The sequence below is a fragment of the Pseudomonas fluorescens genome (genome assembly GCF_900215245.1).
GTDB classification, from domain to species: domain Bacteria; phylum Pseudomonadota; class Gammaproteobacteria; order Pseudomonadales; family Pseudomonadaceae; genus Aquipseudomonas; species Aquipseudomonas fluorescens.
Map to the genome: position 1 here is coordinate 4,531,108 of NZ_LT907842.1, position 14,645 is coordinate 4,545,752.

The 14,645-nt window shown below is 60.6% G+C and carries 12 protein-coding genes; 2 read left to right on the forward strand and 10 right to left on the reverse strand.

Annotated elements, in window-relative coordinates; translation table 11 throughout:
* Window positions 1-61: 61 nt before the first annotated feature.
* The 3 genes from CPH89_RS21285 to CPH89_RS21295 are packed head-to-tail and all read right to left on the reverse strand — an operon-like array spanning window position 62 to window position 2,644.
* A complete protein-coding gene (locus CPH89_RS21285) occupies window positions 62-1,243 on the reverse strand; it encodes an acetyl-CoA C-acetyltransferase (RefSeq protein ID WP_053255446.1) in 1,182 nt (393 codons plus the stop codon).
* An 11-nt stretch (window positions 1,244-1,254) separates the two neighbouring features.
* Window positions 1,255-1,914: a CoA transferase subunit B gene (locus CPH89_RS21290; protein ID WP_053255447.1), complete on the reverse strand. Its 660-nt coding sequence runs from the start codon at window positions 1,912-1,914 to the stop codon at window positions 1,255-1,257.
* A gap of 31 nt (window positions 1,915-1,945) precedes the next feature.
* The gene (locus tag CPH89_RS21295; RefSeq protein WP_053255448.1) at window positions 1,946-2,644 is read right to left on the reverse strand and encodes a CoA transferase subunit A; all 699 of its coding nucleotides are present in this window, start codon (window positions 2,642-2,644) and stop codon (window positions 1,946-1,948) included.
* A gap of 133 nt (window positions 2,645-2,777) precedes the next feature.
* Between CPH89_RS21295 and CPH89_RS21300 the strand changes: the two genes are divergently transcribed.
* On the forward strand, window positions 2,778-3,683 hold the full coding sequence (locus tag CPH89_RS21300) for a LysR family transcriptional regulator (RefSeq protein ID WP_053255449.1): 906 nt from the start codon (window positions 2,778-2,780) through the stop codon (window positions 3,681-3,683).
* A gap of 72 nt (window positions 3,684-3,755) precedes the next feature.
* On the opposite strand, the gene CPH89_RS21305 is transcribed toward CPH89_RS21300, so the two are convergent.
* From CPH89_RS21305 to CPH89_RS21330, 6 genes are all read right to left on the reverse strand, one after another.
* Complete coding sequence (locus CPH89_RS21305; RefSeq protein ID WP_053255450.1) at window positions 3,756-4,085, reverse strand: hypothetical protein; 330 nt, start codon at window positions 4,083-4,085, stop codon at window positions 3,756-3,758.
* A 603-nt stretch (window positions 4,086-4,688) separates the two neighbouring features.
* Window positions 4,689-5,537, reverse strand: coding sequence for an NAD-dependent protein deacetylase (locus CPH89_RS21310; protein ID WP_053255451.1), 849 nt, complete (start codon window positions 5,535-5,537; stop codon window positions 4,689-4,691).
* An 8-nt stretch (window positions 5,538-5,545) separates the two neighbouring features.
* The gene (locus CPH89_RS21315; protein WP_053255452.1) at window positions 5,546-5,986 is read right to left on the reverse strand and encodes a CBS domain-containing protein; all 441 of its coding nucleotides are present in this window, start codon (window positions 5,984-5,986) and stop codon (window positions 5,546-5,548) included.
* 131 nt (window positions 5,987-6,117) lie between these two features.
* Window positions 6,118-8,070 carry a DNA topoisomerase III gene (locus CPH89_RS21320; RefSeq protein WP_053255755.1) on the reverse strand — a complete coding sequence of 651 codons (1,953 nt, stop codon included), beginning with the start codon at window positions 8,068-8,070 and terminating at the stop codon, window positions 6,118-6,120.
* A 225-nt stretch (window positions 8,071-8,295) separates the two neighbouring features.
* The gene (locus CPH89_RS21325) at window positions 8,296-9,918 is read right to left on the reverse strand and encodes an MFS transporter (protein ID WP_053255453.1); all 1,623 of its coding nucleotides are present in this window, start codon (window positions 9,916-9,918) and stop codon (window positions 8,296-8,298) included.
* A gap of 65 nt (window positions 9,919-9,983) precedes the next feature.
* Window positions 9,984-11,630: a GMC family oxidoreductase gene (locus CPH89_RS21330; protein WP_053255454.1), complete on the reverse strand. Its 1,647-nt coding sequence runs from the start codon at window positions 11,628-11,630 to the stop codon at window positions 9,984-9,986.
* A 129-nt stretch (window positions 11,631-11,759) separates the two neighbouring features.
* On the opposite strand from CPH89_RS21330, the gene CPH89_RS21335 reads away from it, so the two are divergent.
* The gene (locus CPH89_RS21335; protein WP_053255455.1) at window positions 11,760-12,653 is read left to right on the forward strand and encodes a LysR family transcriptional regulator; all 894 of its coding nucleotides are present in this window, start codon (window positions 11,760-11,762) and stop codon (window positions 12,651-12,653) included.
* A gap of 132 nt (window positions 12,654-12,785) precedes the next feature.
* Here the strand turns inward: CPH89_RS21335 and CPH89_RS21340 are convergent, their stop codons facing one another.
* A complete protein-coding gene (locus tag CPH89_RS21340; RefSeq protein WP_053255456.1) occupies window positions 12,786-14,645 on the reverse strand; it encodes a DUF3857 domain-containing transglutaminase family protein in 1,860 nt (619 codons plus the stop codon).

Sequence of the window (14,645 nt, forward strand, 5' to 3'; positions counted from 1 at the left end):
TGCCGCGCAAAGAAAAGGCCCGGTTTTCGTGGAACCGGGCCTTTTCCATGTTGCTCTTGAATCAGCTGCGTTCGAGGGCGAGGGCTACGCCTTGACCACCACCGATGCACAGCGTCGCGAGGCCTTTCTTGGCATCGCGCTTGATCATTTCATGCAGCAGGGTCACCAGCACGCGGCAGCCTGAGGCACCGATCGGGTGGCCGATGGCGATAGCGCCACCGTTGACGTTGACCTTGTCCGCATCCCACTCCAGCTCTTTGCCCACCGCCAGGGATTGCGCGGCGAAGGCTTCGTTAGCTTCGATCAGGTCCAGCTCGCCCAGGCTCCAGCCGGCTTTCTCCAGGCAGCGGCGGGTGGCCGAGACCGGGCCGATGCCCATGATGGCGGGGTCAACACCGGCGTTGGCGTAGCTGGCAATACGCGCCAGAACGGGCAGGCCGAGTGCCTTGGCTTTATCCGCGCTCATCAGCAGTACCGCCGCCGCGCCGTCATTGAGGCTGGAGGCGTTGCCGGCGGTGACGCTGCCGTCTTTTTTGAACGCGGGCTTGAGCTTGGCCAGGGATTCGGCAGTGGTGCCGGCGCGCGGTTGTTCATCGACCGCGAAAGCCACCGGGTCGCCTTTGCGCTGAGGAATCAGGATCGGGGTGATTTCATCGACAAACCGACCGGCCTCAATCGCTGCAGTGGCTTTCTGCTGGGAGGCTGCGGCGAAGGCGTCCTGGGCTTCGCGGCTGATGCCGTATTTGTCCACCAGGTTCTCGGCGGTGATGCCCATGTGGTAGTCGTTGAATGCATCCCACAGGCCGTCGGTGATCATGCTGTCGATCATCTTGGCGTGGCCCATGCGCAAGCCGGTGCGCGCAGCGGGCAGAACGTACGGCGCCAGGCTCATGTTTTCCATGCCGCCGGCGATGATCACCTCAGCGTCGCCGCAACGAATCGCCTGGGCGCCCAGGTGCAGCGCTTTGAGGCCAGAACCGCACACCTTGTTCAGGGTCAAGGCCGGCACAGCATGCGGCAGGCCGGCGAGAATCGACGCCTGGCGCGCAGGGTTCTGGCCGCTGCCGGCGGTGAGCACCTGGCCGAGGATGACTTCATCCACCTGAGCCGGGTCCAGGCCGGTCTGCTCCAGCAGGCGACGGATCACGGCCGCGCCCAGTTCCGGCGCCGGGATACTGGCCAGCGAACCTTGAAAGCTGCCCACGGCGGTGCGGGTGGCAGCAACAATCACGACGTCTTGCATGGAATCTGTCCTCACTGGAAGTGCATTTCTGGAACGTGGTCCGGGACGATCAGTTTACCGGCGGTCTTGCTCACAATCTCTTCAACGCTGACGCCAGGTGCGCGTTCCTTGAGGACAAAAGCGCCATTTTCGATTTCCAGGTAAGCAAGATCGGTCAGCACACGCTTGATGCACTTGGCGCCCGTCAGCGGCAGGCTGCATTGGCTGAGCAACTTGGACTCACCGTCCTTGGAGGCGTGGGTCATGATGACGATGATGTTTTCCGCGCCGGCCACCAGGTCCATGGCGCCGCCCATGCCTTTGACCAGTTTGCCGGGGATCATCCATGAGGCGATATTGCCGTGTACGTCGACTTCAAACGCGCCGAGCACGGTGAGGTCGACGTGGCCGCCGCGAATCATCGCGAAGGACTCGGCGGAGGAGAAAATCGACGCGCCAATGCGCGCCGTCACCGTTTGTTTGCCGGCGTTGATCATGTCGGCATCGATGGTTTCTTCAGTCGGAAACGGACCCATGCCCAGCAGGCCGTTTTCCGATTGCAGCATCACTTCCATGCCTTCGGGGATGTAGTTGGCCACGAGGGTCGGAATGCCGATGCCGAGGTTGACGTAGAAACCATCCTGCATTTCGCGGGCGACGCGTTGAGCCATTTGTTCGCGGGTAAGAGCCATTTCTTGTCTCCTTATTATTTGGGCTGGAGGATTATTTGCGGACGGTGCGCTGTTCGATGCGCTTCTCGAAGGTGCCGCAGATGATCCGGTCGACGTAGATGCCAGGGGTGTGGATCTGCGCCGGGTCCAGCTCGCCCGGTTCGACGATTTCTTCAACTTCGACCACGGTGATCTTGCCGGCGGTGGCGGCCAGCGGGTTGAAGTTCTGGGCGGTGTGACGGTAGATGACGTTGCCGAAGTGGTCGGCTTTCCAGCCTTTGACAATCGCGAAGTCGCCGGTGATGGACTCTTCCATCAGGTACGGGCGACCGTTGAATTCGCGGGTTTCCTTGCCTTCGGCCACCGGGGTGCCGACGCCGGTAGCGGTGAAGAACGCCGGGATGCCGGCACCGCCTGCGCGCATTTTTTCTGCGAGGGTGCCTTGTGGGGTGAGCACTACTTCGATTTCGCCGCTGAGCAGTTGCTTCTCGAACAGCGCATTTTCACCGACGTAGGACGCGATCACTTTGCGGATCTGCTTTTCTTCCAGCAGCACGCCCAGGCCGAAACCGTCGACGCCGCAATTATTGGAAACCACGGTCAGGTTGCGGGTGCCTTTGCGTTTGATCTCGGCGATGAGGTTTTCCGGAATGCCGCACAAGCCAAAACCACCGGAAAGCACCGTCATGCCGTCTTCCAGGCCTGCCAGTGCTTCTTCATAGGACGCCACGCGTTTATCGAAACCTGCCATATGCACCTCTTTTATTGTTTGTGGGCCAGCCAATGAGCCGAGTGTTGCGCCGACGCATTGATTTGTTAAGTTGTTTTTTAAGGTTGATTGATTTAGAAAACAGCATAGTCGACGTGTGGCCCGGAGCAGCTTTATGACCGTTAAACAGATGCGAGCCTTTCTCGCCGTGGCCCAGAGCCTGAGTTTCGCCGCTGCCTGCGAGCGCCTGCACCTTTCCCAATCGGCCTTGAGCCTGACGATCAAGGGGCTGGAGGAGGGCTTGGGTGGCCGCCTGTTCAGCCGCAATACCCGCAACGTCGCGCTGACGCCTGAAGGTGAATCGTTGTTACCCCTGGCGCGGCGCCTGATTGCGGAGTGGGACAACGCCGAGGATGAACTGCGCCAGCGCTTCACCCTGCAGCGTGGCCGCGTCACCGTGGCCGCGATGCCCTCGTTTGCGGGCAACCTGCTGCCGCCGATTCTGAAGATATTCCGCGCACGTTACCCTCAGGTGAATGTGACGGTGCATGACCTGATCAACGAGCAGGTACTGGAGATGGTCCGCGACCGTCAGGTGGAACTGGGCGTGGCGTTCGAACCGTCCGAAGGTTCGTCATTGGCATTCACGCCGTTGTACCTGGACCGGTTCATCGCCGTGGTGCCGGGCGATTCGCCCTTGGCACAGTGTGCCGAAATCGATTGGAAAACCTTATTGGAGCAACCGTTCATTACTCTGCAACGGCCCTCCACGGTGCGGGTGATGTTGGAGGAACACTTGGGTGCCTTGCAGATGAAGTTGCCGGTGGCGCTGGAGAGTCATCAACTGGCCACGGTGGGCAAGATGGTTGCTAACGGCCTGGGCGTCAGTGCCGTACCGGCATTGTGCGCACGCCAGATGGAGGAGGCGGGTGCCCATTGCATTACGTTGAGCGATCCGGTGATCGAGCGGCCCATTGGTGTTCTGACCAAACCCGGGCATGAGTTGTCGGCGGCGGCGCAGGTGTTGTTTGATATTTTTCGCGATGAAGCGGCGAAGGGTAGGTTTCCTGCACGGCTATAAAGTTAATCAACGTCAGGTATTAAAAAGCCCGCTCGAATAAACGAGCGGGCTTAAAATTAAGTGGCACTGTTATCAGCAGTATCTATCAATCACTTTAACCTGCGATTGGCCTTTGAGGTGCTGCCATTCGGTATTAAGTGTGTGAAAAACTTGCTCGATAAAGTTGCGATCGGCAGCCGCTTTCTTGCCAACATAACCCTGGCCGCGGCGGTACATCTTCAGGCGCGCCGCCAGTTCATGGTGGTTACGGTCGAACTCGGCTTCTTCGGTATGGGGCGCCAGGCAGTCAATGTTGACTTCACCCGATTTACCAATCCACAGGATATGGTCGTCGAGTTTGTCTTTCTGCGCTGCGAACATCTCAGCCAATTCATCGATAGTAGGTTGGTTGTTCAGATTCATGTGTAAGCCCCTTGACCAGTTGGCGATCTATCAGTTGATTCGTTAATACTGCTTAGTTGTCTCCGGTTCCGAAAACCGGGCGTCAGTGACGGTCTGCCGAATACGGGCAGGGTCTTGAACCTGATGCATGTAGTCTTGCTGATGAACTGCTACGCAATGGTTTCATAACGAAGACAAGTAGCGTTTGAGCCCCTTGTACCGATTCTTTCGAGCCGGTCAGCTTCATCAATCTGCCTTGTGGGCAGTGCACATCCGGAAAAAACAGCTCGGCGGTCAGACGAGCTTGTTCAAAACGCTTGTTACCAACGCTCCCGATCCGGGAGACGTCTCGATAATGCAAGGACAAAAAGGTTACGTCAACGGTTATGTAGTGATTTTTTTAGAGCACTACATAAATCGCAGCAGGGACGGGAGAATGCGCGAAAACGTGACTCGGGCGTCATTTTTTGTGCGGTGGGTCGAAGGGCACGATAGTCGAACCACCACACGAACCCTGTGGGAGCGGGCTTGCTCGCGAATGCGGTGGGTCAGCTAAACATTTGTTAACTGACAATCCGCTTTCGCGAGCAAGCCCGCTCCCACACTTTTTGATCTGCAGTGTTCCTACTGCCCCAATCGCTCGACCAGCAAGGGCAGCAACCGCTCGCATGAGGCCTCGATCTTTACCTGTAACAGCTCATCCCCACGGGTCTTGCCCAGGTTGATGGCAATCACTGGCTTGCCGTGTTCCACCATTGCTTTGCACAGGCGGAACGCCGAGTAGGCCATCAGCGATGAGCCCACTACCAGCAAGCCCTCGGCGTGCGTCACCGCAGCCATTGCCTTGGCCGCCGTTGCCTGGGCGACATTCTCGCCAAAAAACACCACATCCGGTTTCAACCGTTGGCCGTTGCAGTAAGGGCAGTGGGGGACCTGGAAGCGCTCTTCAAAGGCTGGATCGAGCAGCGTATCGCCATCGGGCGCCTGCACGGCATCAACGCCGGCCAGATACGGGTTCTGATCTTCCATGACCCGCTGGATCACATCGCGCTCGCTGCGCTGTTGGCAATCCAGGCACAGCACCCAATGCAGGCTGCCATGCAGTTCGATCACCTCATGGCTGCCGGCCTGGTCATGCAAGGCATCGACGTTTTGCGTGATCAGCCCGCTGATGCGCTCGCGTTGTTGCAATGTCGCCAGCGCCCGATGCGCCTTGTTCGGTTGGGCGATGCGTACCCGTGGCCAACCCAGCATCGCTCGCGCCCAGTAGCGGCGCCGCGCTTGAGGAGTGGCCAGGAATTCCTGGTACATCATTGGCGCCTTGCCTCGACGCACGCCCTCGCTGTCGCGATAGTCAGGGATACCCGACGACGTACTGATCCCCGCACCGGTCAACACCAAAAAGCGCCGTTCAGCCATGGCCCGGTGCAGCGTATCGAGGTGGTCCTGTTGATAGTCCAGCGTGTCGAGCATGGGGTCTCCTATTCGCCGCGGATGTATTGCTCCAGTTGCTTGATCAGGTCAGCCTGTTCGGCAATGGCTTCCTTGACCAGGTCACCGATGGAGAGCAGGCCTAGCAGTTTGCCGTCTTCGACCACGGGCAAGTGGCGCAGGTGACTGTCGGTCATGATGTTCATGCACGCCTCGACAGTTTTATGGGTATCGACGGTGATCACCGGTGAACTCATCACCTCATCCACCCTGGTGGTGACCGACGATAAGCCTTTGAGTATAAGTTTGCGCGCGTAATCACGTTCGCTGATGATCCCCACAACCGTGCCTTCTTTGACGACCGGCAAGGCCCCGACGTTTTTCTCGGACATCCGCACCAGTGCCTCAAACACGGTGTGGTCCCATTGGATCGTGTGGACGTCGTGATTCTTCTGGTCCTTGGCTTTGAGCAATTGTGCAACGGTCTTCATGGCGGCCACTCCGGTGTTGTTGTTGGGAAGTCAGCGGGTCACCTACAGAATCCTAGACGGCCCACGACGGAGCAAGGTCCAAAGCGGCGTTAAACCCGTCGAAAAACGTCATTCGCCGGATTTTTTCGACGTTATCCAGCATTTGTCGGTTTTTTCGCTCGCTTGGCGGGGGTGGCTGGCGTTTTGCGCGGGGTGCTCTTGCGTTTCTTTTTCCACGGCGTAGCGCCTCGGCCTGCAGGGCTGGCCGGGCCGCTGATGGTCATGCGCATGCCATTGCAGCGCGCCACTTGTTTACTCATCCAGGCGGCCTGTTTGGCGACAAACTCTTCCAGGCTCATTTCACCGCTTTGCACCATGTCCAGTGCCTGTTCCCAGATCGCGGTGGTGCCGGGGTCGGCAATCGCCCGTGGCACCGCGTCGATCAGGCTGAACGCCGCCGCAGTCGCGGAGAGTGCCTTGCCGTTTTTGACCAGGTAACCACGGTCCAGCAGGCCTTGGATGATCCCGGCGCGCGTGGCTTCGGTGCCAATCCCGGTGGTGTCCTTGAGTTTTTGCTTGAGGAGTGGATCTTCCACCAGTTTGGCGACGTTTTTCATCGCTTTGATCAGGTCGCCTTCGGTGAACGGCTTGGGCGGTTGGGTCCACAGGTCCTTGAGGTTGACCTTGGCCACCGCATAATCCTGGCCCTGCACCAGCGTCGGCAACGCTTGCGGTGCGGCGGCCTCTCGGCCCTTGGCGGGCGCCAGCGCTTCGGGCAGCGCGCGCTTCCAGCCCGGCTCGATGACGACCTTGCCGACTGCGCGCAACGCCTGGCCGGCGCAGTCGAAATCCGCCTGGGTACGATCGTATTCATGGTTGGGCAGGAACTGCGCCAGGTAACGCGCACGAATGAGGGTGTAGACCGCGCGATGTTTGCCGGTGAGTTGCCCGACGTCCTTGCCTGCGCCGGTCGGGATGATGCCGTGGTGCGCGCTGACCTTGGCGTCGTTCCAGGCTCGCGAACGGCGTTGCGGGTCGATATGCGGCATCAGCTCGTTCACCGCCGCATCCGCACGGCCCAGCGCTGCGAGAATCTTCGGCGCGTCGCCGTGCTGGCTTAACGGCAAGTAGCCGCAATCACTGCGCGGGTAGGTGATGACCTTGTGCGTTTCGTAAAGGGATTGCGCGATATCCAGGGTTTCCTGGGCGCCGAGGCCGAGCTTCTTCGAGCAGATTTCCTGCAATGTGCCGAGGTCGAAGGGCAGGGGGGCTACCTCGCGCATGCGTTCGGTACGCAGTTTCACCAGGCGCGCAGTACCGGCAGTGGTGATCGCATCGGCGGCCTCCCGAGCCCGTTGCGGGTTGAGGCAGCGGCCCTGATCATCACAGGCGTCCTCGCTGGCGCGCCATTGCGCGGTGAAGGTCATGCGTTCATGGCGCAGGTCGACATCGATGGCCCAATAAGCCACCGGCACAAAGTCTGCGATGCTGCGGTCGCGGTCCACCACCAGGCGCAACGTCGGGGTTTGCACCCGGCCCACCGGCAACACGCCTTGATAACCGGATTGGCGCCCGAGCAAGGTAAACAAACGGCTCATGTTCATACCGATCAGCCAGTCGGCGCGGGAGCGGCCGAGGGCCGAGTGATACAGGCTGAAAGTCTCGGCGCCCGGCTTGAGCGCGGCCAGGGCCTTGCGAATCGAGGCGTCATCGAGCGCCGACAGCCATAGCCGCTGGATGGGCCCGCGGTAACGGCAATGCTCCACCAGTTCACGGGCGATCATCTCGCCCTCACGGTCGGCGTCGGTGGCGATCACCAGTTCCTGCGCTTCCCCCAGCAAACGCTTGACCGCCTTGAACTGGCTGGCGGTCTTGGGCTTGACCCGCATCTTCCATTTTTCCGGAACGATCGGCAGGTCGGCCAGCACCCAACGCTTGTATTTGGCGTCGTAGGCATCGGGCGGGGCGGTTTCCAGCAGGTGGCCGATGCACCAGGTCACTGTGACGCCATTGCCCAGCCAGCAGCCATCGCCACGACGACTGGCGCCGAGCACGGCCGCGATATCCTTGGCCTGGGAGGGTTTTTCACAGAGGTACAGCCGCATGGTCATCACGTCACATCGGGTTGATGCCTTGCAGGATGCTGAGTCAGAAGGATTTGAGCAACCATTATCTGTATGGATGTACAGCAATGTGTGTGAGCACCGCGAAACCAAAATGTGGGAGTGGGCTTGCCCGCGATAGCGATGTGTCAGTCATTACAACGGTGACTGAACAATCGCCATCGCGGGCAAGACCGCTCCCACAGGGGATGTTCGGCGTTTTTTAGATCAGTTGTTATTGATGTCCACATTCCGCGTTTCTTTGAGGCAGAACAACCCCACAATCAAACTGACCCCGGTCACGACCACCGGGTACCACAGGCCATAGAAAATATCGCCGGTGTACACCACCAAGGCAAACGATACGGTCGGCAGGAACCCGCCAAACCAGCCGTTACCGATGTGGTAGGGCAGGGACATCGAGGTGTAGCGGATGCGCGTCGGGAACAGCTCTACCATCAACGCCGCCAGCGGGCCGTAGCACATCGCGGCGATCAGGATCAGCGCCACGATCAGCACCACGACCATCACCTTGTTGACCTGGGCCATGTCCGCCGACGTCGGGTAACCGGCCAGGGTCACCGCGCCGCGCAGGGCGGCTTCGTCGAAGCCATCGATGCGCACGTCACCGACGCTTACTTGTACCGGGCTGCCCGCGGGGGCTACAGCGCTGCTGTATGGCAGGCCCTGCTTGACCAGGAAGGTTTTGACCTTGTCGCACGGGCTGTCAAAACGCGCCTTGCCCACCGGGTCGAACTGGAAGGTGCAGGTGGCCGGGTCGGCCAGTACGGTAATCGGGGCCTGGTGGCTGGCCTGGTCCATCGCCGGGTTGGTGTAGTGCGCCAACCCCTTGAAGATCGGGAAATACAGCACGGTGGCCAGCAACAAGCCGAGCATGAGTACCGGCTTACGGCCGACCTTGTCCGACAGCCAGCCAAACAGGATAAAGAACGGCGCGCCGATCACCACACTGATGATCAACAGCATGTTGGCCAGCGCCGGGTCCATCTTCAGGAATTGCGTGAGGAAGAACAGCACGTAGAATTGCGCCGCGTAGAAGGTCACCGCTTGCCCGCCGTTGATGCTGAACAGCGCGATCAGCACCACCTTGAGGTTTTCCCACTTGCCGAAGGACTCGCGGATCGGCGACTTGCTGGCCTTGCCTTCCTCTTTCATTTTCAGGAACGCGGGTGACTCATGCAGGCTCATGCGAATCCAGGTGGAAATGCCCAGCAGCACGATGGAGAACAGGAACGGAATACGCCAGCCCCACACCTCGAACTGGTCGCCGGTGAAGTAACGGCAGGCCAGCACCACCAGCAGCGACAGCAGCAGGCCGAGGGTCGCGGTGGATTGAATCCAGCTGGTGTGCAGGCCGCGTTTACCGGCGGGCGCATGTTCAGCCACATAGGTGGCTGCGCCGCCGTACTCGCCGCCCAATGCCAGGCCTTGCAGCATGCGCAGCACGATCAGAATGACCGGCGCCGCAATGCCGATGCTTGCGTAGGTGGGCAACAGCCCGACACAGAAGGTCGCCACGCCCATCAAAATAATGGTCACGAGGAAGGTGTATTTACGCCCGATCATGTCGCCCAGGCGCCCAAACACCAACGCGCCGAACGGCCGGACTACAAAGCCGGCGGCAAAGGCCATCAGGGCAAAGATAAACGCTGTGGTGTCGTTGACCCCGGCAAAGAACTGCTTGCTGATCACCGCCGCCAGGGCGCCGTACAGGAAAAAGTCATACCACTCGAACACCGTCCCCAGGGACGAGGCGAAAATGACTTTTCTTGATTCGCTGCCGGTGCTCGCGCGGACCGCGGAGCCCAGGGGTTGAGCGTGTTCTGACATCGGGTATCCCTCACAGTGATTATTTATTGTTGTTCCACTGTCGGCGCCGGGTGCGGCGCCGCTATTCAGATTGCATGAACCGTGTCTTTCTGCGGGGCGAGGCTCCTTGTGTTCGGCGAAAGGATCAATTGCGCGGCTTTCTCCGCGATCATCAGTGTCGGTGAGCAGGTGTTGCCGGAGGTGATGCGGGGCATGACCGAGGCATCGGCGATGCGCAGGCCGGGCACGCCGTGCACGCGCAGTTGGGCGTCGACCACGGCGTCGGTGTCGCTGCCCATGCGGCAGGTGCCCACCGGGTGGAAGATGGTCGTGCCGATCCGTGCGGCGGCTTCGTGCAGTTGTGCTTCGGTTTGCAGCGCGTCGCCGGGCAGGTATTCCACCGGTTTGTACGCGCTCAACGCCGGTGCGGCGACAATGCGCCGCGTCAGGCGGATCGCGTCGGCGGCAACCCGCAGGTCTTCCGGATGGCTGAGGTAGTTGGGCCGGATCAATGGCGCATCCGCCGGGTTTGCCGAGCGGATATCGATACGGCCACGGCTCTGCGGGCGCAGGTCGCAAACTGATGCGGTGAATGCCGGGAATGCATGCAACGGCTCGCCGAAGCGCTCCAGGGACAGCGGTTGTACATGGTATTGAAGGTTGGCCGAGGTCTGTTCCGGGCCGGAGCGAGCAAAAGCACCGAGCTGGCTGGGCGCCATCGACAGTGGACCGCTGCGGTCATACAGATAGCGCAGGCCCATGCCCATCTTGCCCAACAGGGTGCCAGCGATCTGATTCAGGGTTCGTGCGTTTTCCAGCGTGTAGATCAGCCGCAACTGCAGGTGATCCTGCAGGTTGCCGCCCACGCCAGGCAGTTCATGCAGCACATGGATGCCCAGCGGCTTGAGCACATTCGAGGGGCCGATCCCCGAGCGCTGCAGGATGCCCGGTGAGCCGACCGAGCCGGCGCACAGCACGATTTCCTTGCGCGCTTTCCAGCTCACCGGCTGGCCGTGCTGACGCCCGACCACCGCGGATGCGCGGCCGTTTTCCAGGACCACACGGTCCACGTCCACTTCGGTCAGCACCGTCAGATTCGGCCGCTGGCGGATCGGCTTGAGAAACGCCTTGGCCGCATTCCAGCGTACCCCGGCTTTCTGGTTGACCTGGAAGTAGCCGCAGCCTTCGTTATCGCCCTGGTTGAAGTCGCTGATCGGCGCGATGCCACTTTGCGCCGCCGCATCGCGAAAGGCATCCAGGATCGGCCAATGCAGGCGCTGCTGCTCGACGCGCCACTCACCGCCGTCGCTGTGAAATTCCGAGCCACCGGCAAAATGGTTTTCGCTCTGCTTGAACAGCGGCAGTACGTCCTTCCAGGCCCAGCCGGCGTTGCCTTGCGCAGCCCAACCGTCGTAATCCCGGGCCTGGCCGCGCATATAAATCATACCGTTGATGGAGGAGCAGCCGCCCAGCACCTTGCCGCGTGGGTAACTCAGTGCACGGCCTTGCAGGCCTTCCTGGGCTTCGGTCTTGAAGCACCAGTCGGTGCGTGGGTTACCGATACAAAACAGGTAGCCGACGGGGATATGGATCCAGGGGTAATTGTCGCGGCCACCGGCTTCAAGCAGCAGCACGCGGTGGGCGGGGTTGGCGGACAGTCGGTTGGCCAGCAGGCAACCGGCGGGGCCGGCGCCGACGACTACGTAATCGTATTCAGCAGCTGCAATGGGCATCTGAGGTCTCGCTTGTTTTTCTTATTGGCTCCATCCTAGTTGTTAGTTTTCGTCTTAAAAATGTTAGTTTTTACCCAGCTGCTGTGCGTTTTTAAACAGTGCGGCGCAGGCTCTCGCAACGGAGACGACATGTTCGACTGGAATGACTTACGGTTTTTTCTTGAGTTGCAACGCAGTGGCCGCTTGCTCACCGCCGCACAGCGTCTGAAAACCACCCATGCCACCGTGGCCCGTCACATCGAGGCGATCGAGAAAAGCCTCGGTACCGCACTGTTTGTACAGCACGCGCAGGGCTACGAGCTGACGCCCTCCGGCGAAGCCCTGCTCAAACACGCCGAAGCCATGGAAAACGTCGCGCTGCTGGCCGAGGACGAACTCACCCATCGCGCCGCGCCCCTGGGCAAGATTCGTCTGGGGGTGGCCGAAGGTTTAGGCGTGATGTTCCTCGCCAGCCGCATGGGCGGGCTGTTTGAGCGTTATCCGGGGCTGGAAGTGGAACTGGTGGCCGTGCCGCGCTTCGTCAGCATCCTCAACCGCGAAGCGGAAATCAGCATCCACCTCGAACGGCCCAGCGTCGATCAGTTGGTCACGCGCAAACTCACTGACTACCGCCTCGCGCTTTACGCCAGCCGTGCCTACCTGGACCGTCACCCGCCGATCGAGAAACGCGAAGACCTCGCCGCCCACGCATGGATCGATTACGTCGACGACCTGCTGTTCAGCCAGGAACTCAAACTCCTCAGCAGCTTTTGCCGCAACCCCAAGGTGGTGTTCCACAGCACCAGCGTGATTGCCCAGCATCAGGCTGCGCGTTCGGGATTGGGCATTGCCGTGTTGCCATGCTTCATGGCTGCCGGCGACCCGGACCTGGTGCCGTTGCTGCCGGGGGAGGGGATTGAGCGAAGCTACTGGATCAGTTCGCGTCGGGAGTTGCACAAGTCCGTGCGGCTGCGCGTGTTGTGGGATTACGTGGTGGAGTTGTGCGCACACGAGCAAGGTTTGCTGCTCGGCGAATCCAGTTGAAGAAACCGGATGAACCTGTGGGCGCAGCTTGCTCGCGAAAGCGGCGTGTCAGTCAGTAAATGTATTAACTGCGCCACCGCGTTCGCGAGCAAGCCCGCTCCCCCAGGTTGATTGTGTGGTGTCAGCCAGGGCTCAGAGTTTTACCACCTGATGCACCTGTTCGGCACAGGCCCGCGCGTCTTCTATCATCTTGCCAAACGCATCACTGGTGATTTGAGCATGGGTCAACCAACGCGTTTTCTGGCTCAGGCGATAGTGGTAGCGCAACCCGTCATCCGTGCGTTGCCCTTCCAGGTCCAGGTCATACCACGGCGAGCGTACCTGGCAGCCGGGGATCGCTTTTTCCATCTTGCCGCCCGTCAGTACGAAGCTGTAGTCGTGGGTCTCCGGGTTGCCCATGTAGAGGTCCGCCTGTTGGCCGTTGCGGCGGTAATTGATAAAACCATCCCAAAGACCTTTGAGTGACTCATCGGTGTAGACGTAGTTGTTTGCCAGCTTTTCCAGGCCGCGATGGTCGTTCAAGGTTGCGCTGACGGTATAGCCGTCGTGCACCACAAACGCGGTGGGTGAGCGGGTGATGTGGCAGTCGCTGATCTCGCTGCCGAAACGCGCGCAGAGGTCCTGGTCGGTGGCGGTGGCGCCCTGTTGGCGGTCGGACACGCTCATTTGCATCAGCGGCAGGCGGCTGAAGACGATAGTGGCTTGAGTCGCACCGTTGCCTTGCTGGTCGTAGTGCACCTGCTTGTTCAGACGCATGCTGGTTTCGGGACGCTCCAGCGGGATATGTTCTTCGCGCACCTGGCCTTGGGCGTCGTTGACCAACACCCAGCGGTCCTGGATATCGGGCAGCGTCTGGCCTGGGGCAAACACCGGGTTGGTCGGGTCGAGCCACCAGACCTGGCCATCCACTTCCGCACGCACGATGGCGTGGTTCGGCGCGTTGGTGCCGGGAATCAGCAAGGAATCCACCACTTCGCCACGGCTGACCCACGCCGTCTCGGCCTTGATGCCACTGGCCTTGAGCATGGCGGTCAGCAGGATTGCCAGGTCTTTGCAGTCGCCATAACCATGCTGCTCGATTTCAGCCAGATTGAACGGCACATAGCCGCGCTCCGTAGCGCGCCAGTCGCCCAGGTAGCGGTAGTGATCATTGATGTGCTGCATCAGCGCGGCGACTTGTTCAGCCGGTGGCAAACCGCGTGCGGCGGCCACGGCTGCGGCACTTTGCGCGGGTAGTTGGGCCCCGAGGATCTGGTTATAGCGTTGCGCGAAATCACCGAAGTACGCTTGGCGATCCATGGCGCTGCCCACTTCCAGGCGCGGGGTACGCATCAGTGCGGCGCCGGGTGACTCATTGATGTAGTTGAGATAGATCGGGGTTTTTTGGACCACGTCCAGGGTCTTGCCGTCGGCCGACGGGGTCACGCTGAAATCGTCGAACAGTTCGCTGCGCCACTGGATCGGTCGCTCAGCGGTAAAGCGTGCCTTGACGTGGTCGCGACGCACCGCGCTCGGGCCGAACGTGAGGGCGTAGTGAAACTGGGTCATCAGCGGCTTGGCCGCGCGATGTTCGCGCACGGTGTAACGAATCTGTGTGCCGACGCGCAGGTTCGGGAAGGCCAGGGAGGTCTGTTTGTCGCGGCGAAAGCCCTGGTCCGGGTTGGGCGCGGTGCGGGTGTCGATTTGCGCGGCATCCAGCGCGATCGGCCTGGCGCCAGGCTGGGTGGATTGAGCGCTGATCACTTCAAAGGTATCGCCTTCGGAGTAATCGAAGTCGATGCGCGAGAGCATTTCGCGGCCGTTAGGCGCAAGGATGGTGTAGTGATAGGTGGTGGTGCAGTCGGTACTGGCATCGCGGTTGAAATGGCAATGCAACTCGGTGTCGCCGGCCAGCGGGGCTTCGGCCATGGGTTGCAGGGCGGCGCTAACGGAATGGGTGACCAGCCCCAGACTGAGCGCAATCAAAGGGCGTTGAAACGAAAAACGGTACAT

What these genes read in the sequence shown, in the direction of transcription:
- CPH89_RS21285 (WP_053255446.1), bottom strand. Translation starts at nt 1,243, where the DNA reads ATGCAAGACGTCGTGATTGTTGCTGCCACCCGCACCGCCGTGGGCAGC.
- CPH89_RS21290 (WP_053255447.1), bottom strand. Translation starts at nt 1,914, where the DNA reads ATGGCTCTTACCCGCGAACAAATGGCTCAACGCGTCGCCCGCGAAATG.
- CPH89_RS21295 (WP_053255448.1), bottom strand. Translation starts at nt 2,644, where the DNA reads ATGGCAGGTTTCGATAAACGCGTGGCGTCCTATGAAGAAGCACTGGCA.
- CPH89_RS21300 (WP_053255449.1), top strand. Translation starts at nt 2,778, where the DNA reads ATGACCGTTAAACAGATGCGAGCCTTTCTCGCCGTGGCCCAGAGCCTG.
- CPH89_RS21305 (WP_053255450.1), bottom strand. Translation starts at nt 4,085, where the DNA reads ATGAATCTGAACAACCAACCTACTATCGATGAATTGGCTGAGATGTTC.
- CPH89_RS21310 (WP_053255451.1), bottom strand. Translation starts at nt 5,537, where the DNA reads ATGCTCGACACGCTGGACTATCAACAGGACCACCTCGATACGCTGCAC.
- CPH89_RS21315 (WP_053255452.1), bottom strand. Translation starts at nt 5,986, where the DNA reads ATGAAGACCGTTGCACAATTGCTCAAAGCCAAGGACCAGAAGAATCAC.
- CPH89_RS21320 (WP_053255755.1), bottom strand. Translation starts at nt 8,070, where the DNA reads ATGCGGCTGTACCTCTGTGAAAAACCCTCCCAGGCCAAGGATATCGCG.
- CPH89_RS21325 (WP_053255453.1), bottom strand. Translation starts at nt 9,918, where the DNA reads ATGTCAGAACACGCTCAACCCCTGGGCTCCGCGGTCCGCGCGAGCACC.
- CPH89_RS21330 (WP_053255454.1), bottom strand. Translation starts at nt 11,630, where the DNA reads ATGCCCATTGCAGCTGCTGAATACGATTACGTAGTCGTCGGCGCCGGC.
- CPH89_RS21335 (WP_053255455.1), top strand. Translation starts at nt 11,760, where the DNA reads ATGTTCGACTGGAATGACTTACGGTTTTTTCTTGAGTTGCAACGCAGT.
- CPH89_RS21340 (WP_053255456.1), bottom strand. Translation starts at nt 14,645, where the DNA reads ATGTACCGTTTTTCGTTTCAACGCCCTTTGATTGCGCTCAGTCTGGGG.